The following is a 23,075-nucleotide window of genomic DNA, read 5'->3' on the forward strand; positions in this document are numbered from 1 at the left end:
GTATCCGGCCGTGCGTGCGGCCCAGTATCGAACCCTGTGCCTTGCCTACGGCGGCAAGCCAATCTCCGCGCACCGCTCGGTGAGCAGCGCGTGCAACTGCCGCACGGCGGGCGAAAATTGCCGCCGGTGCGGGCAGATCAGCTGCAACGGCGCCGCTTCGCCCGCTTGACCGGGCAGCACGACCACGAGCCGCCCGGCGCGCACGTCGGCGCTGACATCGAGCCACGATTTGTAGGCGATGCCTTCGCCGGCGATGGCCCAGCGGCGCACCACGTCGGCGTCGTCGCTGGCCAGCGGGCCGTTCACGTGCACGGTGCGGCGTCCCTTGTCCGTCGGGAAGCCCCATTTGTCGTACAACCGTCCGCCCATGTGCCACAGCAGGCAGGAATGACGGGGCAGGTCGTCCAGCGAGCCCGGCATGCCGCATTGTTCGAGGTAGCCCGGCGCGGCCACGAGCACGCGCCGGTTGTCCGGGGCGACGGGCAGCGCCACGAAGCTGGCATCATCGACCGCACCGTAGCGCAGGGCGATGTCGACCGGGTCGCGGAACACGTCCGCCAGCCCGTCGGAGAACTGCACACGCAGCTCGAGGTCCGGATGGTGCCGCCGGAATGCCGTCAGCCAGGGCAGCAGCACATTGCGGCCGAAATCCGACGGCGCGGCGATCTGCAAGGTACCGGACAGCGCATCGTCGCCGCGGCGCAGTTCGTCGCGGCCGCTGTGCAGCAGGGCGATCATGTCCCTTGCATAAGGCAGGTAGCGTTCACCTTCATCGGTCAGGCGCAGGCTGCGCGTGGACCGCGCGAACAGGCGGGTATCGAGGTCCCGTTCCAGCCGCATGATGGCGGCGCTGACCTGGCCCGGCAGCAGGTTCGCCTCCCGCGCGGCCTTGGTGAAACTGCCGCAGGCGGCGGTGCGGACAAACAGGAGCAAGTCTTCGAAACGGATCATGGCACGTGATTTTCATTCGGCGAGAGAAAGTGCTACCCGATTATATGGGTTTTCAGGTTGCCACTAGCGCCATATGATGTTGCCTACTTCTTCAACTGGAGCAAGACATGAAAGCGATTGTGTACACCGAACACGGCCTGCCGATCGACAGCGCGGCATCGCTGGTCGAGATGGAACTGCCGGACCCCGTACCCGGCCCGCGCGACCTGCTGGTTCGCGTGCAGGCGGTCTCGGTCAATCCGGTCGATACCAAGGTGCGCCGCGGGGCCGCCGTCACCGCGCCGCGCGTGCTGGGCTGGGATGCCGCGGGCGTCGTCGAAGCCGTGGGCAGCGAAGTCACCGCCTTCAAGCCGGGCGACGAAGTGTATTACGCCGGCTCGCTGACCCGCCCGGGCTCGTACAGCGAGTTGCACCTGGTCGACGAGCGCATCGTGGGCCACAAGCCGAAGACGCTATCCTTCGCGGACGCCGCCGCGTTGCCGCTGACGTCGCTCACCGCATGGGAACTGCTGTTCGACCGCCTGAAGGTGCCGGAAGAGGGCGGCCAGGGTCGCACCCTGCTCGTCATCGGCGCGTCCGGTGGCGTCGGCTCGATCCTCGCACAGCTGGCCAGCAAGCTCACGGGCCTCACGGTGATCGGCACGGCTTCCCGTCCCGAGACGACGCAATGGGTGCGCGAAGCGGGCGCCCACCACGTCATCGACCACGCGAAGCCGATGAAGGCGCAGTTGCAGGCACTGGGCTTCGAGTACGCGGACATCGTCATCAGCCTGACGCATACCGACCAGCACTATGCCGACATCGTCGACATCCTCGCGCCGCAGGGCCAGTTCGCGCTGATCGACGATCCGGAAACGCTCGATGCGATGCCGCTCAAGCGCAAGAGCATTTCGCTGCACTGGGAACTGATGTTTACGCGCTCGATGTATGAAACGGCCGACATGGCGCGCCAGCGCGAGATCCTCGAGCGCGTGGCGGCGCTGGTCGACAGCGGCACCTTGCGGACGACGGTCGGCGAACACATCGGCAGGATCGACGCGGCCAACCTGCGCCGCGCCCACGCCGTCATCGAAAGCGGCAAGGCGCGCGGCAAGCTCGTGCTGGCCGGCTTCTGATCACCCTTTGCGCGCCGCGCCGGTTCCGCGTTGCCGGAGCCGGCGGCGGCGCAGTACCATGCGCCCATTTCGAACAGCAGAAAGGAAATACCAAGTGGATATCGTTGCCAAGGCGCGCCAGCGCTACACCGTGAAATCGTACGACCGCGAACGCACGGTCCCGGCGGACATCATTGCCCAGCTGCGCGAAGTACTGCGCCTCGCGCCGTCGTCCGTCAACTCGCAGCCGTGGCATTTCGTCGTGGCCGCCACGCCGGAAGGCAAGGATCGCATTGCCAGGGCCGCCGATGCCGGCTTCCAGTACAACGCCGCGAAGATCCGCGACGCGTCGCACGTGATCGTGCTGGCGACCAAGGTCGCACCGGACGAGGCGCAACTGGCCGCCGTGCTGGAACAGGAGGCGAAGGATGGCCGCTTCGTCAACGACGCGGCGAAGTCGTCGCAGCATGCCGGCCGCATGTCGTACACGAACCTGCACCGCTTCACGCAGAAGGACGTGCCGTTCTGGTATGAAAAACAGACCTACATCGCGCTCGGCAACCTGCTGCAGGCCGCCGCGCTGCTCGACGTGGGTGCCACGCCGATGGAAGGGTTCAGCGCCGAAGTGCTGGACAAGGAACTGGGCCTGCGCGACAAGGGCTTCTCCGCGACCGTGATCGTCTCGCTGGGCTACAGCAGCGGCGAAGACTTCAACGCGAAGCTGCCGAAATCCCGGCTGCCGGCCGACCAGGTGTTCACCGACATCTGATACTGTAAAGCAAAACAGGGGACGTACCCCTGTTTCCAGGAAACTATCGACACGCCGTAACGCCCGCGCCCGGCGCATGCGTGCCGTTTCCTCAAAACAGGGGTACGTCCCCAATTTTTCGTCCCCAATTTTTCCGCGGTTTTTTCTAGCGGATCACCTGCTCGTGCAGCACGGCGGGTGCTTGCGCATACAGCTTCACCACGGTCGACGTGCGCGTGCCGTAATCGGGCGACTCGATCTTCACCGCCGACAGCTGCCGTTCGCGCTCAAGAGAAACGCCGGTCTCCGGCAGCCGCTGGTCCGGTGCGCGCGTGGTGTCGGCCAGCATCTCGAAATACGCTTCCTCCGGCGCGCCCAGGCACAGCAGGCTGGCGAATTGCGCCTTCGTGCGCACGACCTTCGGCCATGGCGCATCGAGCAATGCATTCGACAGGCCGTAGACGCCCGGCTCGAGCGGTTGCCCGTTGCGCGGGTCGGCATCGCCGCGGTTCGAGAACCACACGAGTTCCGCGCCGTCGCACAGCACGAGGTTGAAGCCGTTGTAGGCCTGCGCGCCCGGCCGGATCTGTTCGACATAGTCGCGCGCGCTCATCGTCGCCGACAGGAAATTCGATACCAGCATGCCGCGCGAAGGCGCCTGCGGGTTGAAGTCGTGCGGTGCGCGGATGTTGGTGATGGCGGCGAAGCGCGACGGCGCCTGGCCGGCATCCTCGATGGGCGCCAGCGCGCCGCCCTGGCAGCGCGCGCGCAGCGGCGACAGGCGTTGCAGGGCATCGGCGGGCCACTGGCAGTCGGGGCCGTCGGGGCGCGTCACGCCCATCCAGCTGCCGCCGGCCTTCAGGTCGCGGCCTGCGATGACCTGCGGGTTTTCCTCCCACGGCCCAGCCGCGGCGCTGGCGCGGTCAAAGTATTCGTCGCGGTTGGCGGCGGCGATCAGCGGCACGCCGGGTACCACGCGCCAGGCGAAAACGATCAGGCACATGAGGGGATATCCATAAACACTTCGGTATGTCGGGGGCCGGCAACGAGCGGGCCCAGGTTCGACGCCTCGGCGGCTTGCGCCAGCGCGTCCGTGAAACGCGGCGTGGCGGCCGGGTAGACCTCCATCCACGTCTGCATGCCTGCCGCGCTTTCCGGCCGGCGTTTCAGTTGCGGCGCCACGCCATGCGCGGCCGCCAGTCGTGCCTGCATGCCGCGCACGCGCGGCAGCAGCTGTTCCGCATCCTCGTCGCGAACGCGGTAATAGACATACAGGTCCATCAGACGTCCAGCTTGTCCAGCACGTATGGCAGCGGCTGGAACTTGAGCGCCGGACCATCGGCCGCGCCGGCCCGCACGTCGCCGGCTTCCAGCGCATCGAGCTTCATTTCCACGAGCGCGTCGACGCCGCCGGCGCCGTTCGGCACGGCGTTGACAACCATGCCGCAAGGCTGGCCGGGATCCGCCGGCGCGAACACCTCGCTGCCCGCACAGACGCCGGCATCGTCGATGGTCGCAAGCGCCGTGCGACGCTTCAGCTTGCCCAGGTACTGGCTGCGGGCGACGATCTCCTGTCCCGGATAGCAGCCCTTCTTGAAGTTCACGCCGCCCAGCAGTTCGAAGTTGATCATCTGGGGCACGAACTGCTCCTGCGTGGCTGCCGTGATCAGCGGCACGCCCGCATGGATGTCCGACAGGCGCCATGCGTCATTGCCCGCCACCACGAGCCGGTCGGCCAGTTCCGGTGCGACGGTGGTCACGGTTTCCGCTGTCGCCAGCCACAGGTAGCGTGGCGCGCCGAAGGCATCGGCCACGCGCAGCAGGGTGCCGAGGGGGTGGTCCAGCTTCGTGTAGGGCGCCGGAGGCAGGGCGTCGAACCAAGTCTGCAGCACGGCCTCCGCCAGCACGCCGCCCAGGCCCAGCGCCACGCGCTCTTCCGTCACGTCCGCCGCCTTCGTCTTTGCGCGCAGCACGAACATCTGCAGGCGTTTCTGCACGGCCGGCTGGATGTCGCGCGCCAGTTGCAGGTAGATGGACCGTTCGTCCTTCCACATCAGGAAACTGGCCAGCAGTCGCCCCTTCGGCGAGCAGTAACCGGCCAGGCGCACGTCGTTCGCGCCGAGGTGCTCGACATCGTTGGTCAGCTGCGAATGCAGGAACGTGGCCGAGTCGTCGCCGGAAAAGGCGATCAGGCCCAGGTCCGTCACGGGCGCCACGAACCCGGCGGCAAGGGTGCCCGGCGACGGCGTTTCGGCCGGCTGGCCGAGGAGTTGATTCCAAGAGGTCATATTATTGGATACTTTGGCTACGAATTGCACACTGAGGGGCTGTGAAGGCATTATCATTACGGGCTCATTATAAAGATCCCGCGCCAAACGCGCCGGCCACCCCCAAAACGGGTCGCGCGGCCCCGCGCGGGCAGACACGACATGGCATTCATCACAAAAACGATCGGGCTGGGCGTGCTGGTCGCCGCCGTCGCGGCCGGCGGGTTCGCCTGGTGGTCGAAACAGCCCATCGTTGGCGAGGGAGACAGCATCCCGTTTACGATCAACAAGGGCAGCGGTGCCCACGCGGCCGGCCAGCAGATCGCCGAAGCGGGCGTGCCGATCCAGCCGCTGCTGTTCAACCTGCTGGCGCGTTTCACCGGCAAGAGCGGCAACCTGAAGGCGGGCTCGTATGAGCTGAAGCCCGGCACCACGCCGCTGCGCCTGATCGACCAGCTGGTGCGCGGCGAATTTGCCCAGGAAACGCTGACGATCATCGAAGGCTGGACGTTCCGCCAGATGCGCCAGGCGGTCGCCGCGCACAAGGGCCTGAAGCACGACACGCTCGGCCTTTCCGACAACGAGCTGATGGAAAAGATCGGTTCCACGTACCGGCAGCCCGAAGGCCTGTTCTTCCCGGACACTTACCTGTTCGCCAAGGGCTCGTCGGAGCTGCAGATCTACAAGCAGGCGCATACCGCGCTGCTGCAGCACCTGGATGCGGCATGGGCGCAGCGCGCGCCGGATCTGCCGTATACGGACAAGTACCAGGCGCTGACGATGGCCTCGATCGTGGAAAAGGAAACGGGGCAGAAGTCCGAGCGGGCGATGATCGCGTCGGTCTTCGTCAACCGCCTCAGGCTGGGCATGATGCTGCAGACCGATCCCACCGTGATCTACGGCCTGGGCGAGAAGTTCGACGGCAATATCCGCAAGAAGGACCTGGAAACGGACACCCCGTACAATACCTACACCCGCAATGGCTTGCCGCCGACGCCGATCGCGCTGCCGGGCCTGCAGTCGCTGGGCGCGGCGCTGGCGCCGGCAAAGTCCGAAGCATTGTATTTTGTTTCCCGTGGCAATGGCACGAGCCAGTTTTCCGATAACCTGACCGACCATAACCGGGCGGTCAACCAGTACCAGCGCAGGCAATGACGCAAGAACCGATGCACGAACCAACGCAAGAACCGACGCAGAAACCGACGCGGGCAACGACATCGGCACGCGGCCGGTTCATCACGTTCGAAGGCATCGATGGTGCCGGCAAGTCCACGCACATCCGGTACGTGGCCGAGCTCATTCGCGCGCGCGGCGTGGAACTCGTCAGTTCGCGCGAACCGGGCGGCACGCCGCTGGGCGAAAAACTGCGCGAACTGGTGCTGCACGAAGCGATGCACCTGGAAACGGAAGCGCTGCTCGTCTTTGCCAGCCGCCGCGAGCATATCGCGCAGGTGATCGAGCCGGCGCTGGCGCGCGGCGCCTGGGTGATCTCCGACCGGTTCACCGATGCCAGCTTCGCCTACCAGGGCGGCGGCCGGGGACTGGCACTCGCCAAGCTCGACACGCTGGCGAGCTGGGTGCACCCCGAACTGTGGCCGGACCTGACGATTCTGTTCGACGTGCCGCTCGAGGTGGCGCGTGCCCGGCTCGACGCCACCCGCCAGCTCGACAGGTTCGAGAAGGAAAAGGCCGACTTCTTCTTCGCCGCCCGCAACGAATACCTGCGCCGCGCCGCGCAGGAACCGGGGCGCTTCCGCGTGATCGATTCCACGCAGTCGATCGAAGCGATCCGCCTGCAACTGGCCGCCATCCTCGGCGCACTGGAGTGAGCATGGAAACCACTTCCACGATCTACCCGTGGCAACAGGATGCCTGGCTGGCGTTGCAGCAGATTCGCCGGCGCATGCCCCACGCGGTGCTGTTCCACGGTCCCGCCGGCATCGGCAAGGCCGATTTCATCGAGCACTTCGCGCAGGCGCTGCTGTGCGAGGACGTGCGCGCCGACGGCCACCCGTGCAACGCCTGCGCCTCGTGCGGCTGGTTCGTCCAGCAAAGCCACCCGGACTTCCGCCGCATCCGGCCCGAGGCGTTCGACGAGGACGGGGCGGGCGACGGCGAGGAGGGCGAGGAAAAGAAGAAAACCAAGGCGCCATCGAAGGAAATCAAGATCGAGCAGGTGCGGCAGCTGGCCGACTTCATGAACATCTCCACGCACCGGCAGGGCTTGCGGGTCGTGGTGCTGTACCCGGCCGAGGCACTGAACATGCCCGCCTCGAACGCGCTGCTCAAGACGCTGGAAGAACCGCCGCCGGGCACCGTGTTCCTGCTGTCGTCGAACAGCCTGGACCGCTTGCTGCCGACGATCCTGTCGCGCTGCCGCAAGTTCGCGCTGACGTTGCCGTCCCGTCCGGACGCGGTGGCGTGGCTGGAATCGCAAGGCGTGGCGCAGGCCGACGGCTGGCTGAGCGAGCAGGGCGGCGCCCCGCTCGCCGCGCTGGCCCAGGCGGAAACCGGCAACCGCGAGGAAATGGACACGCTGCTGCAATACCTGGCCCATCCCTCGGTCGAAACGGCGTTGCGCACGGCGGACAAGATGCAGAAGGTGCCGCTCACGTCCGTCGTCGCGTGGCAGCAGCGCTGGCTGTACGACCTGTTCTCGCTGAAACTGTCGGGCCGCATCCGCTACTACCCGCGCTACCAGCGCGAACTGAAGGGCCTCTCGGACCGGGTGCCCGTGTCCGGGCTGCTCGCCGCGATCAAGAGCACGTCCGAGCGGCGCACCACGTCGGACCATCCGCTGTCGCCGAAGCTGTTCCTCGAAGACATGCTGCTCGACTATACGTCCTGCTGCACCTGACATGGCCGCCGATGAGCACGCGCCCACCTGATCCGGCCGGCCCCGCCAGTGCCGCCGGCCCGCTCACGCGGCCGGCCGTGCTGTCGCTCGCGATCAAGGAAAAGGCGGCGCTGTATGCGGCCTATATGCCGTTCCTGAAAAACGGCGGCATCTTCGTGCCGACCACCCGGGCCTACAACATCGGCGACGAGATCTACCTGATCCTGTCGCTGATGGACGACCAGGCCAGGTATCCGATTGCCGGCAAGGTCGTGTGGATCACGCCGGCCGGGGCAAACAACAACAAGGCGCAGGGCATCGGTGTCCACTTCCCGGACGACGAGGCGGGCCAGCGCACCCGCGCGCGCATCGAGGAAATCCTCGGCGCGGCCCTGCGCTCCTCCCGCGCCACCCATACACTCTGAGCAAGCGCTTTTTTTCTCATCATTCCCATGTCTTTCCGCCACCGCATCGCCACCCTGGACGACCTGCCGACCATCGTCGACATCTACAACAGCACCATCGCCTCGCGCGAAGTCACCGCGGATACGGAGCCGGTCTCCGTCGAATCCCGATTGAACTGGTTCCATGACCACCAGCCCGAACGCCGGCCGCTGTGGGTCATCGAACGCGCCGGCGACACGTCGGCCCACCCTGAAATCCTCGGCTGGATCTCGTACTCGAATTTCTATGGCCGCCCGGCGTATTCCGGCACGGCCGAGGTGTCGATCTATATCCACGAAGCATGGCGCGGCAAGGGCATCGGCAAGTACGCGCTGACCGAAGCGATCGCCTTTGCCCCGCAGGTCAGCGTGCACACCGTGCTCGGCTTCATCTTCGGCCACAACGGCGCCAGCCTGGCCCTGTTCCGCAAGTTCGGCTTCGAGGAGTGGGCGCATTTTCCCCGCGTCGCCAACCTCGACGGCGTGGAACGCGACCTGATCATCCTGGGCAAGCGCGTCGCCTGAGCAAGCATCCCAGGAAAACCGATGACGGCAGGGGATGGCCGGCACGCTATCTCCGCCACGCTGGCGAAAACGATGCTCCCTGACACCCCTGCTTCGCCACCGGTTTGCCCGGAATGTTTGAAGAAAATCGGTGTCGGTCACCGGTTTGTAATTAGGGACAGACCTTGTTTTTGAGGAAACATTGCAAAAGAACGCGAGCCTCCCCTTTCTTGCCGCTTCGGCTACAATCAATCCATGTTCATCGATTCACACTGCCATATCGATTTTCCGGAGCTGGCAGCCCGGATGCCGGAACTGCGCGCGAAGATGGCGGAAAACAGGGTAACGCATGCACTGTGCGTATCCGTCGACCTGCCCGACTTTCCCCGCGTGCTCGCGCTGGCCGAGCAATATCCGAATATCTTCGCCTCGGTCGGCGTCCATCCCGACTACGAGGACACACCCGAGCCCACGGTCGAGCAGCTGGTCGAGCTGGCCCGCCACCCGAAGATCGTCGCCATCGGCGAAACGGGCCTCGATTACTACCGCCTCGAAGGCGACCTGGCATGGCAGCGCGAGCGTTTCCGCACTCATATCCGCGCGTCGCGCGTATCCGGCAAGCCGCTGATCATCCATACCCGGTCGGCCAGCGAGGACACGATCCGCATCATGCGCGAAGAAGGCGCGGGAACCGACCAGGGCGGTGTCGCCGGCGTCATGCACTGCTTTACCGAGTCGATGGAAGTGGCGAAGGCATCGATGGACATGGGTTTCTATATCTCGTTCTCGGGCATCGTCACGTTCAAGAGCGCGAAAGAACTGCAGGCGGTGGCGCTGGAAGTCCCGCTGGACAGGATGCTGATCGAAACCGATTCGCCCTACCTGGCGCCGGTCCCGTACCGCGGCAGGATGAACGAGCCCGGCTACGTGGCCCACGTGGGCGAGTTCATTGCCAAGCTGAAAGGCGTCACGGTCGAAGAGGTGGCGGCGGCCACCAGCGCCAACTTCTTCAAGCTGTTCTCCGCCGCGGGCGCATGATGAAACTTACCCTGCGCAACCTCCTGAAACGCTTGCGGAAAATGCGTTCCCGCCTGCGCAACCGCATCGCGCTGCGCCTGGGCATCGCCACGGTGGCCGTGGCGTCCGCGATCGTCCCGGCGTCGGTTGCCCATGCCGATGATGCCGTGTCGTTCTTCCGCGCCGCCCAGGTGAACGACGCGGGGCGCATCAAGCCGCTGCTGTCGCGCGGGCTCGATCCGAACGTGCGTGAACCGGAGCGGGGTGAAACCGGCATGATCGTCGCCTTGCGCAACGATGCGATGGCCGTATTCGACCTGTTGCTGGCGCAGCCGAAGATCGACCTGGAGGCGCGTGCCGGTAACGGCAACACCGCGCTGATGATGGCCGCCTTCAAGAACAACATGCCGGCGGTGAAGGCGCTGCTGGCAAAGGGCGCCCAGGTCAACCACCCCGGCTGGACCGCGCTGCACTACGCCGCGGCCGCCGGCGCGCTCGACATCATGCGCGTGCTGCTCGACCACCACGCCTACATCGACGCCGAGTCGCCTACCAAGGTGACCCCGCTGATGCTGGCCGCCCGCGAGGGGCAGGAGGACGCCGTCAAACTGCTGCTGCAGGAAGGCGCGGACGCCAGCCTGCGCGACAGCGGTTTCAATGTCGACGCCGCCGAATTCGCCGAGCGCGCCGACAAGCCCTGGATCGCCAAGGCCATCCGCCAATACCAGGCCGAACAGATCATGGCCCGCTGATACCGCGCCGACGGGCAGGCAACGGGCAGCCGACATTGTCGAGTTCGTGTCCCCGTGCCTGGCACGGGGACACGAACTCGACAATGCCGGGCCGTCACCGGTCGGGCGGATCGCCGGTGCAATGCGGGACGGATTTGACGCAGCCCGGCGCACAGGACGTTGAATTGGCCTGTTTTTCCGGTCAACCTCGGCGTTTTGCCTGGGCAACTCGTTGCACATAATGTCGCTGTCGCCACGAGAAGGAAATGCCATGCTGTCCGAACGCGAACTCGAGAGTTGCTACCTGGGCCAGTTCATCCCGGTTCACTACCATCACAACATGCTGATGGATACGGATCGCATGCACAGCTTCCGTGCAGCGATCGGGCACGTCGTGAAGCCGGGCATGAAAGTGCTGGAACTGGGCGGTGGTACGGGGGCGCTGTCGTTCTTCGCGGCGCAACGAGCCGACAAGGTCTATTGCGTGGACTTCAACCCGGACATGGTCCAGGAAGCGCGCCGCCTCCTGGCGCTGAACGGCTGCGCCGGCAAGGTCGAGGTCATCCATGCCGACGCCTTCGAATACCTGCCGCCGGAACCTGTCGATGTGGTCATCTGCGAGATGATCCACGTGGCGATGCTGCGCGAAAAGCAGGTCGAGGTGATCGAAAACTTCAAGCGCCGCTATGCGCGCAAATTCGGCGGCCAGCTGCCCGTTTTCCTGCCCGAGGCGGTACTGATGGCGGCGCAGCCACTGCAGCAGGAATACGACTTCGAAGGCTTCCATGCCCCGATCGTGCAGTTCCAGCAACCCGCCATCGCCCAGCCGGGCACGGTGGAGATGGCGCAGCCGGCCGTCTATGCGGTGATCGATTTCACCCAGGAGAACGACACCAGCTTCAGCTGGGTGGGCAAGTTCGTCATCGATCGCGACGGCACCGTCAACGCGATCCGCTTCATCACGAAGAACATCCTCTCGGTCGTGCAGGAACGGGCCACCACCATCGACTGGCTGAACCACTATATGTCGTTGCCTTTGGCGCAGCCGGTCGCGGCCAGGGCGGGCGACGTGCTGCAGGTGGACTTTGCCTACCGTGCCGGCGGTTCGATCCCGTCGTTGCAGGCACGCCTGACGGCCCGCGTGCTGTACCAGGCCGCGCTGCAGCCGCAGGTCGTCGCCTACGCCTGACAGCGCATTCCCGACCCGCATTCCTGTCCATTCACGCCCCATTTTCAGCCGTCCGTCGCAGCGCCGTTGAGCCGCATCGCAACGGCCGGCATCATGGCTTCTTCGATGACCGTTGCGAGGACGCCATGCCGGGCTTTATCCTGTGGTTGGTGCTGTTGCTGCTTTGCTGGCCGCTGGCTTTGCTGGCGCTGCTGCTGTATCCGCTCGTATGGCTGCTGTTGCTGCCATTCCGGCTGGTCGGCATCGGCGTCGATGCCGTGTTCGAGCTGCTGCGCGCGGTGGTGATGCTGCCCGCGCGCGTGCTGGGCGGCGGGCGGCGGTGATCAGAAGCCGACGAGGAAGCCGGCGCCCAGGGACATCTGCGAATAGTTGTAGTCGATCAGGCTCTGGCCATACCCCGAGAAGAATTGCACATAGCCCTTCAGGTTCGAACGCAGCGGCGTCGCCCAGCCCAGCTGCAGCGCGCCATGGTCCGTGTGCAGGTTGCGGCGCGCCAGCAGCGAGTATTCGGTGCCGCCGTCACGGTAGACCAGCCGCAGGTCGCCGTGGCCCATGAAGTCGGTAATGTCCAGGTTGTCGTTGTCGGAGCGTGAATTGTCCAGCCGCTTCCAGATCCGCGCCGTCACGGCCAGCTTGCCGTACTCGGCCCCCAGTTCGCCATACACGCGGTTCCAGCTGCGCGACAGCGTCGCCGTCTGGCCATTCGACTGGTGCACGAAGCCCAGGCCCGCGTAGCGGAAGTCCACGCCGCCCAGCCGTTTGCCGATCGGCGCGATGGCCATGACTTCCGGCTGGTAGTTGGTTTCGCGGAACGGGCTCGATTCGCTGCGGTTGTAGGCTTGCCAGAAGCTCTGCTGCGTGTAGCCGAACCACAGGTCGACCGGCGAGCCGGCGATCGTTTCCAGCATCTTCATCTTGAACGACAGCTGGTATGCCAGCTCGACGTGCTTGGCATCGATGCCGCCGGGCGTCACTTCGTTGAACGGCGCAGTGTTGGTGCTGTTGCTGTAGTTCGCCAGCAGCAGGTAATTGTCGCGGTGCGGGCGGAAGTTGAAGACGCCGCGCTTGCTGTCCTGGTCCAGCTCCCACAGCGGTACCTGTACCGACACCACGGCCTGTTCGGCGGCCGGCGTAGTCGGCTCGACCGGTTTCGCCACGGGCCCGCCCGGGAACGCACCCTGCTGCTGGTCCGGGCTGGACGACGGCGCGACAGAGGCGACCGGTCTCGCATCCTGTGCGCGGTTGGCCAGCGCGTCGTAGCAGCCCAGGCGCTCGGTGGGATCGGCCAGCAGCGCGCAGCGGCCCAGGGCCGGATCGACGGCGGCGGGGACATTCTGCGCGGAGACTACGCAAGGGGAGAGGACCAGCATGGCCGAAAGGCAGGGGGCAAGGTGTTTTTTCATTGTCATGATCTTGTTTTTTGGCATCACGCCAGTATAAGCAATGACAGCGCCAATCGGTCGCACGGCAGCGCTTGAAAAAAAGAAACTGCTTGCAAACCGGGCCGACCCGATGCTGCTACAATTTTTGAGCGGGGCCAGAAGGCCGCGCCCTCCAAGGAGAATGCCATGAGCCGCAAGACCCCTATCGAGCGCTACCGGAATATCGGCATCAGCGCCCACATCGATGCCGGCAAGACCACCACCACCGAGCGCATCCTGTTCTATACCGGCGTGAACCACAAGATCGGCGAGGTGCACAATGGCGCGGCCACGATGGACTGGATGGAGCAGGAGCAGGAGCGTGGCATCACGATCACGTCCGCGGCCACCACGGCGTTCTGGCGCGGCATGGCCGGCAATTTCCCGGAGCACCGCATCAACATCATCGACACGCCGGGGCACGTGGATTTCACGATCGAAGTGGAGCGCTCGATGCGCGTGCTCGATGGCGCCGTGATGGTATATGACGCCGTTGGCGGCGTGCAGCCGCAATCGGAAACCGTATGGCGCCAGGCGAACAAATACAAGGTGCCGCGCATCGCGTTCGTCAACAAGATGGACCGCGTGGGTGCGGACTTCTTCCGCGTCCAGCAGCAGATCCACGACCGGCTGAAGGGCAATGCCGTGCCGATCCAGATCCCGGTGGGTGCCGAAGACCACTACCAGGGCGTTATCGATCTCGTCAAGATGCGGGCGATCATCTGGGACGACGACAGCCAGGGCCTGAAGTTTACGTATGAAGCCATTCCCGGGGAATTGCAGGAACTGGCGCAGAAATGGCACGACAACATGGTGGAAGCGGCGGCCGAGGCGACGCCCGAGCTGACGGAAAAATACCTGGAAGGGGAAACGCTGTCCGAAGCCGAGATCAAGACGGCGCTGCGCCTGCGCACGGTGCGCGGCGAGATCGTGCCGATGCTGGCCGGCAGCGCGTTCAAGAACAAGGGCGTGCAGGCGATGCTCGATGCGGTGATCGAATACCTGCCGTCGCCGGTGGATGTGCCGGCGATCGCGGGCCACGACGAGCACGACAACGAGATAGAACGTCACCCGACCGATTCCGATCCGTTTGCCGCGCTGGCGTTCAAGATCATGACCGACCCGTTCGTCGGCCAGCTGGCCTTCTTCCGCGTGTATTCGGGTGTCGTGAACTCGGGCGACACCGTCTACAACCCGACGAAGGGCCAGCGCGAGCGGCTGGGCCGCATCCTGCAGATGCACGCCAACGAACGCAAGGAAATCAAGGAGGTGTTCGCCGGCGACATCGCCGCGGCCGTGGGCTTGAAGGGGGTGACGACCGGCGACACGCTGTCCAACCCCGATCACGTGATCGTGCTGGAGAAGATGGTGTTCCCGGAACCCGTGATTTCGCAGGCCGTGGAACCGAAGACGAAGGCGGACCAGGAAAAGATGGGCATCGCCCTGTCGCGCCTGGCGCAGGAAGATCCGTCGTTCCGCGTCCATACCGACGAGGAGTCCGGCCAGACGATCATGGCCGGCATGGGCGAGCTGCACCTCGAAATCCTGGTCGACCGGATGAAGCGCGAGTTCGGCGTCGAGGCGTCGGTCGGCAAGCCGCAGGTGGCTTACCGCGAAACGATCCAGAAAGCCGTATCCGACGTCGAGGGCAAATTCATCAAGCAGTCCGGCGGCAAGGGGCAATACGGCCACGTGGTGCTGAAGCTCGAACCGCTGGAGCATGGCAAGGGCTATGAATTCGTCGATGCGATCAAGGGTGGCGTGGTGCCCCGCGAATTCATCCCGGCGGTCGACAAGGGCATCACGGAAACGCTGCGCTCCGGCGTTCTGGCCGGCTACCCCGTGGTGGACGTGCGCGCGACCCTGACGTTCGGTTCCTACCACGACGTGGATTCGAACGAGAACGCCTTCCGCATGGCCGGCTCGATGGCCTTCAAGGACGGCATGCGCCGCGCCGACCCGCAACTGCTGGAACCGATCATGGACGTCGAGGTGGAGACGCCCGAGGAATTCATGGGCAACGTGATGGGCGACCTGACGACGCGGCGCGGCATGGTGCAGGGCATGGACGAGATCCCGGGCGGTGGCGGCAAGCTGGTGCGGGCGCTGGTGCCGCTGGCCGAGATGTTCGGCTACTCGACGACCCTGCGCTCGCTGACCCAGGGCCGTGCCACGTACACGATGGAATTCAAGCACTACGCCGGGGTGCCGAAACATGTTCTCGACCAGATCGCCACATCGAAGATCAGGGCTTGATCGCATGGCAGTTTGCTTCGAACCCGGGCATGTCCCGGGTTTTTTCAGGCGCTGACAGCGCCTTTTCGTTTACGCGGACGATGCTGTTGACGCCGCTTTTGCCGCGTCACATCGTTATGAACTTCAGCGCCCCGCCCGGGGAAATGACACTGCCACCGGCTACGCCATCTTTATATCCACCCATGATGCTGTTGACGCCGCTTTTGTCGCGCCACAGCGGTGTAAATTCAGCGACCCGCCCGGGGAAATGACGCTGCCACCGGCTACGCCATCTTCATATCCGCCCATGATGCTGTTGACGCCGCTTTTGTCGCGCTGCTAGTATGATCACCGTAGTGGAATCGATTCCACAGCTTCGTTTCATCGCGGCGATGGCAAAGCCTTCTATGGACGAGCCTGTTTCCCTTATCATAAGCGCATACCAATAAGACACCACAGGTGTCACGGAGACAAGATGAGCAACGCTATGACAGGCGCGGCCGGCAGGGCGGTCGCAGCCGCGCTGGCATCGGCGCTGGCCGTGCCGGCGCAAGGCACGCCCACGGCGCCGCCGCCGGATGCCGCGCCATTGAAGGCCACCGTTTCGCACTGGTGGACATCCGGAGGCGAATCCGCGGCGATCCGCCAGTTCGCCGACGCCTTCACGCGTGCAGGTGGCCAATGGATCGACCAGGCGGTGGCGGGCGCGGACCAGTCGCGCGCATCGACGATCAACCGCATCGTTGGCGGTAACGCGCCCGTGGCGGCACAGTTCAACACGTCCAAGCAGTTCCGCGACATTGTCGACCAGGGCTTGCTGAACAACGTCGACGACGTGGCGGCGCGCGGCAACTGGGACCGCATCCTGCCGCAGACGATCATCGACGCCATCAAGATCAACGGACACTACTACGCGGCACCGGTGGACATCCACATGCCGGCCTGGTTCTTCTACTCGAAGGCTGCCTATGCGAAGGCGGGTATCAAGGCCGAGCCGGCTTCCTTCGACGAATTCATGGGCCACCTCGACCGGCTCAAGCGGGCCGGCCTGATACCGCTCGCATTCGGCGGCCAGGTCTGGCAGGAAAAAATCCTGTTCGACGCCGTCTTCGCGCTCGTCGGCGGGCCGGACCTGTACCTGAGGATCTACCGCGACCGCGACGTGAAGGCCGTGCAGTCGCCCGCGTTTCGCGACGTGCTCGTGAAATTCAAACGGCTGCGCGCCTACACGGATGCCGGCGCGCCGGGGCGCAACTGGAACGACGCCACCGCGCTGGTGGTGTCCGGTCGCGCCGGCGTGCAGATCATGGGCGACTGGGCCAAGGGCGAATTCACGTCGGCCGGGCAGGTGGCCGGCCGAGAATTCGGCTGCTATCCCGGCTTCGGCCCGAAGGCGCCCTACGTGGTCGCCGGCGACGCCTTCGTGTTCCCGAAAACGGGCAAGCCGCACGTGGTGCGGGCGCAGAAGCTGCTCGCCACCGTGATGACGGCGCCGGGCCCCCAGGTGGAGTTCAGCGCCCGCAAGGGATCGATACCGATCCGGCCCGATGTCGACGTCTCGAAGCTGGACCTGTGCGCGCGCATGGGCATCGAGATCATGGCCGACAAGGCACGGCAGTTGCCGAACACGGAAATGCTGCTCGACCCGGACCTGAACGGCGCGCTGCAGGATGTGCTGACCAATTACTGGAACCGCAACGAGACGCCGGAACGCGCGCAGCAGGCCTTTGCGCAGGCGATGAAGGACAACACGTGGTAGCGGCGCGCCGCCCGGCACGGCTGGCGGTGTGCATTCCCGCGTACCTGGCACTGGTGCCGATGGCGCTGGTCGCGCTCGGCGCCTACGTGCTGACGATGCTGTGGACGGCGCGCGTGTCGCTGTCCTCGGCGCGGATCTTCCCGACCGGCGACTTCGTGGGCCTCGGCCAGTACGAGCGCCTGTTCCGCAACGCGCGCTGGCTGCTGTCGCTGGAAAACCTGGCCGTGTATGGCATGCTGTTCATTGCGGCCTGCCTCGTGCTCGGCTTCCTGCTGGCCGTGTTCATCGACCAGCAGGTGGCGGGAGAGGGCGTGCTGCGCACGGTATTCCTGTACCCGTATGCGATGTCCTTCGTGGCCACGGGGCTTGTCTGGCAGTGGATCCTGAATCCCGGACTCGGCATCCAGCAGGTGGCGCGCAGCCTGGGCTTCGACGGTTTCACGTTCGACTGGATCGTGCAGCAGGATACGGTGCTGTACACGGTCGTCATCGCCACCGTGTGGCAGGCATCCGGACTGGTGATGGCGCTGCTGCTGTCCGGCCTGCGCGGCATCGACGAGGAGTTGTGGCAAGCCGCGCGCATCGACGGGATTCCGAAGTGGCGCGTCTACCTGTCCATCGTGCTGCCGATGCTGTGGCCATCCGTGTCGACGGCACTGATCCTGCTGTTCGTGATGGTGGTGAAGCTGTTCGACGCGGTGGTGGCGATGACGCAGGGCGGCCCCGGCACGGCCAGCGAGGTGCCGGCGAAATTCATCATGGATTACCTGTTCGGCCGCGCCAACGTGGGGCTGGCCTCGGCCGCCTCGATCGTCCTGCTGCTGACGGTGCTGGCGATCGTGGCGCCGCTGTACTACGCGCGCGCCAGGGCGCTGGAAAGGAGCAAGGCATGAGACGCGACGCCGAAGTCGCCGTGCTGCCGGCCGTGTTGTCGTCCAGCCTGCGCGCACGTCCCCGCAAGCGCTTGTTCACGCCTGCGCGCGTGGGCATCTATGCGTTCCTGCTGACGGCGGCGCTGTTTTTCCTCGTTCCGCTGTATGTGATGCTGGTGACTTCCGTGAAACCGATGGCGGAAATCCGGCTGGGGAACATCTTCGCGCTGCCGCTGGCACCCACGCTCCAGCCATGGCACAACGCATGGCAGGCGGCATGCACGGGACTGGAATGCGAAGGCATTCGCGGCGGCTTCTGGAATTCCGTGAAGATCACCGTGCCGAGCGTGCTGCTGTCGATCGGGCTGGGCGCGGTGAACGGCTATGCGCTGTCGTTCTGGCGGCCGCGCGGCGCCAATGCGCTGTTCGCGGTACTGATGGTGGGCGCCTTCATCCCCGGCCAGGTGATGCTGTATCCGCTGGTGCGCGCGCTGGCGGCACTGGATCTTTACAGCTCGGTGCCGGGCATCGTGATCGTGCACGTGATCTTCGGCATGCCGATGATGACGCTGCTGTTCCGGAATTACTATGCATCGCTGCCGCAGGAATTGTTCAAGGCCGCGCGCATCGATGGCGGCGGCTTCTGGCGCATCTTCCTCGAACTGATGCTGCCGATGTCGCTGCCGGTGATCGTCGTCGCCGCGATCATGCAGGTGACGAACATCTGGAACGATTTCCTGCTCGGCCTCGTATTCGCCGGCTCGGACAACCTGCCGATGACGGTCCAGCTGAACAACATCATCAACACCACCACCGGCGAGCGGCAGTACAACGTGAACATGGCGGCGACGCTGCTCACGTCCCTCGTGCCGCTGGCGCTGTATTTCTTCTCCGGCCGCTGGTTCGTGCGCGGCATCGCCAACGGCGCAGTGAAAGGGTAGTTCATGGCCAATGTTTCCATCCGCGACCTGCGCATCGAGCTGGGCGCGAATACCATCATCGATGCCCTCGACCTGGAAGTGCAGGCCGGCGAATTCATCGTGCTGCTGGGCCCATCGGGCTGCGGCAAGTCGACGCTGTTGCACAGCATCGCGGGGCTGAACGACGCGGCCGCCGGCAGCATCTGCATCGGCGGCCATGACATGACGCATGCCGACCCGAAGGACCGCGGCATCGCGCTGGTGTTCCAGTCCTATGCGCTGTATCCGACGATGAACGTGGAGGCGAACATGTCGTTCGGCCTGCGCATCAACGGCACGCCGAAGGCGGAAATCGCCCGGCGGGTGGCGCGCGCGGCAGAGATGCTGCAACTCGAACCGCTGCTGAAACGCAAGCCCGGGCAACTGTCGGGCGGCCAGCGCCAGCGCGTGGCGATCGGCCGCGCCATCGTGCGTGAAGCGGACGTGTTCCTGTTCGACGAACCGCTGTCGAACCTGGACGCCAAGCTGCGCACGGAACTGCGGCGCGAGCTGAAACACCTGCACGGGCGGCTGGGCGCCACGATGATCTACGTGACGCACGACCAGGTCGAGGCCATGACCCTCGCCGACCGCATGGCTGTCATGCGGGGCGGGGCCATCCAGCAGTTCGACACGCCCGATGCGATCTATCGCGCGCCGGAGAACCTGTTCGTCGCCACCTTCCTCGGCTCCCCCGGCATGAACCTGTTCGACGGACAGCTCGACACCGCCAGCGGCATCGCATTCCGCAACGAGCACCTCGCGCTCGACGTGTCGCGCTACCCGTTCCGCCAGCCGCCCGTGCACGGCCAGCGCGTCGTGCTGGGCGTGCGTCCGGAAGACGTCGACGTGCGCGCCGACGGCCCGTGCCGCGCCCCCGTCACGCTGGTCGAGGCGATGGGCGCCCACCGGGTACTGTGGCACGGCTTCCACGGCCGTGAGGTGGCCGCCATCGTCCCAGACGACCGCCCCGGCGGCGCCTTCGCGCTGCGGCCGGACAACGTCTCGCTGTTCGACGCGGATACTACCCAACGGCTATGAGCCGGGACCGGTGAAAATCCGGTGGCCGAGATCAAAACTGGGGACAGACCCTGGTTTCCAGGAAATTTCCTGACAACAGGGGTACGTCCCCAGTTTTGGTTTTTGGGCAGAGGATGCTGTTGCCCGCTTGTTGGTTCAGGTAAAATAGACGATTGGTCCGAACATTCGTTGACACTTGAACATGCAATCTCAGCCACTTTCCCGTCTTACCAAGCCCGCCGACGCATCGCCAGCACAAGGTTCGCCAGCACAAGGTTCGCCAGCACCCAAGGTGGGCTTTGTCTCGCTCGGTTGCCCGAAGGCGCTGGTCGATTCCGAACAGATCCTGACCCAGCTGCGTGCGGAAGGGTACGAGACCGCCAAGTCGTATGCCGGCGCCGATCTCGTCATCGTCAACACCTGCGGCTTCATCGATGCGGCCGTGCAGGAATCGCTCGATGCGATCGGCGAGGCGCTGGCCGAGAACGGCAAGGTCATCGTCACGGGCTGCCTGGGCGCGAAGAAGGATGCCGACGGCAGTGACCTGATCCAGAAGGTGCACCCGAAAGTGCTGGCCGTGACCGGTCCGCACGCGGTGGGCGAAGTCATGTCGCAAGTGCACACGCACCTGCCCAAGCCGCACGAGCCGTTCATCGACCTCGTGCCGCCGCAGGGCGTGAAGCTCACGCCGAAGCACTATGCCTACCTGAAGATCTCCGAAGGCTGCAACCACCGCTGCTCGTTCTGCATCATCCCGTCGATGCGCGGCGACCTCGTGTCGCGCCCGATCGGCGAACTGATGATGGAAGCGGAAAACCTGTTCAAGGCCGGCGTCAAGGAACTGCTGGTGATTTCGCAGGACACGTCGGCCTACGGCATCGACGTGAAGTTCCGCTCCGGCTTCTGGAACGGCCGCCCCGTCAAGACGCACATGACGCAGCTGACCGATGCGCTGGGCCAGCTGGCCAAGCAGTACGGTGCGTGGGTACGCCTGCACTACGTGTATCCGTACCCGCACGTGGACGAGATCATCCCGATGATGAGCGGCGGCCATGTGCTGCCTTACCTCGACATCCCGATGCAGCATGCCCATCCCGAAGTGCTCAAGCGCATGAAGCGCCCGGCCTCCGGCGAGAAGAACCTGGAGCGCATCCTGAAGTGGCGCCAGATGAACCCGGACCTGACGATCCGCTCCACGTTCATCGCCGGCTTCCCCGGCGAAACGGAAGCCGAGTTCGAGTACCTGCTGGACTTCCTGAAGGAAGCGCAGATCGACCGGCTGGGCTGCTTTGCCTATTCGCCGGTGGAAGGCGCGACCGCCAACGACATCGCCAACCCGGTGCCGGAAGAAGTGCGCGAGGAGCGCCGCGGCCGCGTGATGCTGCTGCAGGAGGAAATCTCCAAGGCGCGCCTGAAGGCCAAGGTCGGCAAGACCGTCAAGGTGCTGATCGACGAACTGACCCCGTCCGGCGCGATCGGCCGCTCGGCCGCCGACGCGCCCGAGATCGACGGTGTCGTGCACGTGAAGAAGCCGTTCGAGCCGCACAAGAAGCTGGCTGTCGGCCAGTTCTTCGATGTCGAGATCACGCGCTCCGACGCGCATGATTTGTGGGGCACGGCCTGAGTCCACAAGGGACTCGGGGCGTGTCACACGAGGCATGGGGCGCGGCCTGAGTCCACAAAGGACTCAGGGCGTGTCGCACGAGGCATGGGGCGAAGCGCGGTAACACGCGTCACGGCTACAATACGAGGCGGACCACGATGGTCCGCCTTTTTTATTTGCGCAGTGTTGACGACCATGACGACCAAAAAATCCCCGCAGACCTCGCTGATCCACTCCGACTACGCACCGCCCGCCGGCTTCGGCGCCTTCCCGCCGGCCATCCACCACGCGTCCACCGTGCTGTTCCCCAATGTGGCCGCGCTGCGCTCGGGTGACTGGAAGGACAAGAGCGCCTATACGTACGGCCTGCACGGCACGCCGACCACGTTCACGCTGGAGGCGCGGCTTGCGGAAATCGAAGGCGGCAGCGACTGCCTGCTCGCGCCATCCGGACTGGCGGCGATCGCGATGGTCGACTTCGCGTTGCTGAAGACGGGCGACGATATCCTCCTGCCGGACAATATCTACAACCCGAACCGCGTGCTCGGCAACTGGCTGCAGGACACGATGGGCATCACGGCGCGCTACTACGATCCGCTCATCGGTGCGGGCATCGCCCAGCTGATCCGCCCGGAGACGCGGCTCATCTGGGCCGAGGCACCCGGCTCCGTGTCGATGGAGGTGCCGGACCTGCCGGCCATCTGCGCGGCCGCGAAGGCAAAAGGCGTGGTCGTCGCGCTGGACAACACCTGGTCGGCGGGTATCGCATTGCGCGCGTTCGACCTCGGCGTCGACATCGTCGTGCAGGCGCTGACGAAGTACCAGTCCGGCGGTGCCGACGTGCTGATGGGCGCCGTCGTCACGCGGGACAAGGCCCTGCACGACAGGCTGGCGCTGTCGCACATGCGGCTTGGCTACGGCGTGGGTGCCGACGATGCCTATCTCGTGATGCGCGGCCTGCCGACGCTGAAGCTGCGCTTCGATGCGCACGACGCCGGCGCGCGCAAGGTCGCCGCCTGGCTGAAGGCGCGGCCCGAGATCACGAAGGTGCTGCATCCGGCCTTCGAGGATTGTCCGGGACACGACACGTGGAAGCGCGACTTCACGGGCGCCGGCGGCCTGTTCTCGGTACTGTTCGACGCGCGCTACACGGAGGAACAGACCGACCGCTTCGTCGACGCCCTGAAACTCTTCAAGATCGGCTTCAGCTGGGGCGGCCCGAACAGCCTGTGCGTACCGTACCGCATCCAGGCCATGCGCCGTGGCTGGCCCGATGCCGGCATCCTTGTCCGCTTCAATATCGGCCTCGAGGATCCCGACGACCTGATCGCCGATATCGAGACTGCACTGGCGTTGCTGCAGTCTTAGCCGCTGCCTATCCGGCCGATCAATCAATACAATCGATTCCGGCCTTTCAATACATGAC

General features: G+C 65.3%; 23 protein-coding genes. 18 read left to right on the plus strand and 5 right to left on the minus strand.

The window, feature by feature from the left end:
* Window positions 1-45: 45 nt before the first annotated feature.
* Window positions 46-951: a LysR family transcriptional regulator gene (locus tag ACY65G_RS03475; RefSeq protein WP_464995966.1), complete on the minus strand. Its 906-nt coding sequence runs from the start codon at window positions 949-951 to the stop codon at window positions 46-48.
* Between the two features lie 107 nt (window positions 952-1,058).
* On the opposite strand from ACY65G_RS03475, the gene ACY65G_RS03480 reads away from it, so the two are divergent.
* Window positions 1,059-2,066, plus strand: coding sequence for a zinc-binding alcohol dehydrogenase family protein (locus ACY65G_RS03480; RefSeq protein WP_464995967.1), 1,008 nt, complete (start codon window positions 1,059-1,061; stop codon window positions 2,064-2,066).
* A gap of 94 nt (window positions 2,067-2,160) precedes the next feature.
* Window positions 2,161-2,814 (plus strand): oxygen-insensitive NAD(P)H nitroreductase, encoded by a 654-nt coding sequence (nfsB, locus tag ACY65G_RS03485; protein WP_464995968.1) that lies wholly within the window; start codon window positions 2,161-2,163, stop codon window positions 2,812-2,814.
* A 145-nt stretch (window positions 2,815-2,959) separates the two neighbouring features.
* On the opposite strand, the gene ACY65G_RS03490 is transcribed toward nfsB, so the two are convergent.
* The 3 genes from ACY65G_RS03490 to ygfZ are packed head-to-tail and all read right to left on the minus strand — an operon-like array spanning window position 2,960 to window position 5,081.
* Window positions 2,960-3,796 (minus strand): NRDE family protein, encoded by an 837-nt coding sequence (locus tag ACY65G_RS03490; protein WP_464995969.1) that lies wholly within the window; start codon window positions 3,794-3,796, stop codon window positions 2,960-2,962.
* A complete protein-coding gene (locus ACY65G_RS03495; protein WP_464995970.1) occupies window positions 3,787-4,074 on the minus strand; it encodes a DUF4936 family protein in 288 nt (95 codons plus the stop codon). The genes ACY65G_RS03490 and ACY65G_RS03495 overlap by 10 nt, the downstream gene beginning before the upstream one ends.
* A complete protein-coding gene (gene ygfZ / locus ACY65G_RS03500) occupies window positions 4,074-5,081 on the minus strand; it encodes a CAF17-like 4Fe-4S cluster assembly/insertion protein YgfZ (RefSeq protein WP_464995971.1) in 1,008 nt (335 codons plus the stop codon). Before ygfZ ends, ACY65G_RS03495 begins: the two co-directional genes overlap by 1 nt.
* A gap of 141 nt (window positions 5,082-5,222) precedes the next feature.
* Between ygfZ and mltG the strand changes: the two genes are divergently transcribed.
* The 9 genes from mltG to ACY65G_RS03545 all read left to right on the plus strand — a co-directional run bounded on the left by mltG (window position 5,223) and on the right by ACY65G_RS03545 (window position 12,103).
* Window positions 5,223-6,215 (plus strand): endolytic transglycosylase MltG, encoded by a 993-nt coding sequence (gene mltG / locus ACY65G_RS03505; protein WP_464995972.1) that lies wholly within the window; start codon window positions 5,223-5,225, stop codon window positions 6,213-6,215.
* A gap of 11 nt (window positions 6,216-6,226) precedes the next feature.
* The gene (gene tmk / locus ACY65G_RS03510) at window positions 6,227-6,889 is read left to right on the plus strand and encodes a dTMP kinase (RefSeq protein WP_464995973.1); all 663 of its coding nucleotides are present in this window, start codon (window positions 6,227-6,229) and stop codon (window positions 6,887-6,889) included.
* Window positions 6,890-6,891: 2 nt separating this feature from the next.
* The gene (locus tag ACY65G_RS03515) at window positions 6,892-7,917 is read left to right on the plus strand and encodes a DNA polymerase III subunit delta' (RefSeq protein WP_464995974.1); all 1,026 of its coding nucleotides are present in this window, start codon (window positions 6,892-6,894) and stop codon (window positions 7,915-7,917) included.
* Window positions 7,918-7,928: 11 nt separating this feature from the next.
* Window positions 7,929-8,321, plus strand: a complete 393-nt coding sequence (locus tag ACY65G_RS03520; RefSeq protein WP_464995975.1) for a PilZ domain-containing protein — start codon at window positions 7,929-7,931, stop codon at window positions 8,319-8,321.
* Between the two features lie 27 nt (window positions 8,322-8,348).
* Window positions 8,349-8,864 carry an N-acetyltransferase family protein gene (locus ACY65G_RS03525; protein WP_464995976.1) on the plus strand — a complete coding sequence of 172 codons (516 nt, stop codon included), beginning with the start codon at window positions 8,349-8,351 and terminating at the stop codon, window positions 8,862-8,864.
* A 234-nt stretch (window positions 8,865-9,098) separates the two neighbouring features.
* Window positions 9,099-9,881 (plus strand): TatD family hydrolase, encoded by a 783-nt coding sequence (locus ACY65G_RS03530; RefSeq protein WP_464995977.1) that lies wholly within the window; start codon window positions 9,099-9,101, stop codon window positions 9,879-9,881.
* On the plus strand, window positions 9,878-10,612 hold the full coding sequence (locus ACY65G_RS03535; RefSeq protein ID WP_464995978.1) for an ankyrin repeat domain-containing protein: 735 nt from the start codon (window positions 9,878-9,880) through the stop codon (window positions 10,610-10,612). The genes ACY65G_RS03530 and ACY65G_RS03535 overlap by 4 nt, the downstream gene beginning before the upstream one ends.
* Before the next feature lie 250 nt (window positions 10,613-10,862).
* The gene (locus ACY65G_RS03540) at window positions 10,863-11,780 is read left to right on the plus strand and encodes a methyltransferase domain-containing protein (protein WP_464995979.1); all 918 of its coding nucleotides are present in this window, start codon (window positions 10,863-10,865) and stop codon (window positions 11,778-11,780) included.
* Window positions 11,781-11,905: 125 nt separating this feature from the next.
* On the plus strand, window positions 11,906-12,103 hold the full coding sequence (locus ACY65G_RS03545) for a hypothetical protein (RefSeq protein WP_464995980.1): 198 nt from the start codon (window positions 11,906-11,908) through the stop codon (window positions 12,101-12,103).
* On the opposite strand, the gene ACY65G_RS03550 is transcribed toward ACY65G_RS03545, so the two are convergent.
* Window positions 12,104-13,183 carry a phospholipase A gene (locus ACY65G_RS03550; RefSeq protein WP_464995981.1) on the minus strand — a complete coding sequence of 360 codons (1,080 nt, stop codon included), beginning with the start codon at window positions 13,181-13,183 and terminating at the stop codon, window positions 12,104-12,106.
* Between the two features lie 165 nt (window positions 13,184-13,348).
* On the opposite strand from ACY65G_RS03550, the gene fusA reads away from it, so the two are divergent.
* From fusA to ACY65G_RS03585, 7 genes are all read left to right on the plus strand, one after another.
* Window positions 13,349-15,457 carry an elongation factor G gene (gene fusA / locus ACY65G_RS03555; RefSeq protein WP_464995982.1) on the plus strand — a complete coding sequence of 703 codons (2,109 nt, stop codon included), beginning with the start codon at window positions 13,349-13,351 and terminating at the stop codon, window positions 15,455-15,457.
* Window positions 15,458-15,911: 454 nt separating this feature from the next.
* Entirely contained in the window at window positions 15,912-17,195 is a 1,284-nt protein-coding gene (locus ACY65G_RS03560; RefSeq protein ID WP_464995983.1) for an ABC transporter substrate-binding protein, read from the plus strand.
* A 59-nt stretch (window positions 17,196-17,254) separates the two neighbouring features.
* Window positions 17,255-18,088: a carbohydrate ABC transporter permease gene (locus tag ACY65G_RS03565; RefSeq protein WP_464996461.1), complete on the plus strand. Its 834-nt coding sequence runs from the start codon at window positions 17,255-17,257 to the stop codon at window positions 18,086-18,088.
* Window positions 18,085-19,008 (plus strand): carbohydrate ABC transporter permease, encoded by a 924-nt coding sequence (locus ACY65G_RS03570; protein ID WP_464995984.1) that lies wholly within the window; start codon window positions 18,085-18,087, stop codon window positions 19,006-19,008. Before ACY65G_RS03565 ends, ACY65G_RS03570 begins: the two co-directional genes overlap by 4 nt.
* 3 nt (window positions 19,009-19,011) lie before the next feature.
* Entirely contained in the window at window positions 19,012-20,067 is a 1,056-nt protein-coding gene (locus tag ACY65G_RS03575; RefSeq protein ID WP_464995985.1) for an ABC transporter ATP-binding protein, read from the plus strand.
* A gap of 181 nt (window positions 20,068-20,248) precedes the next feature.
* On the plus strand, window positions 20,249-21,670 hold the full coding sequence (rimO, locus tag ACY65G_RS03580) for a 30S ribosomal protein S12 methylthiotransferase RimO (RefSeq protein WP_464995986.1): 1,422 nt from the start codon (window positions 20,249-20,251) through the stop codon (window positions 21,668-21,670).
* Between the two features lie 174 nt (window positions 21,671-21,844).
* Window positions 21,845-23,017 (plus strand): cystathionine beta-lyase, encoded by a 1,173-nt coding sequence (locus ACY65G_RS03585; protein ID WP_464995987.1) that lies wholly within the window; start codon window positions 21,845-21,847, stop codon window positions 23,015-23,017.
* Window positions 23,018-23,075: the final 58 nt, after the last annotated feature.

The organism is Pseudoduganella sp. jia 12, from assembly GCF_055502675.1.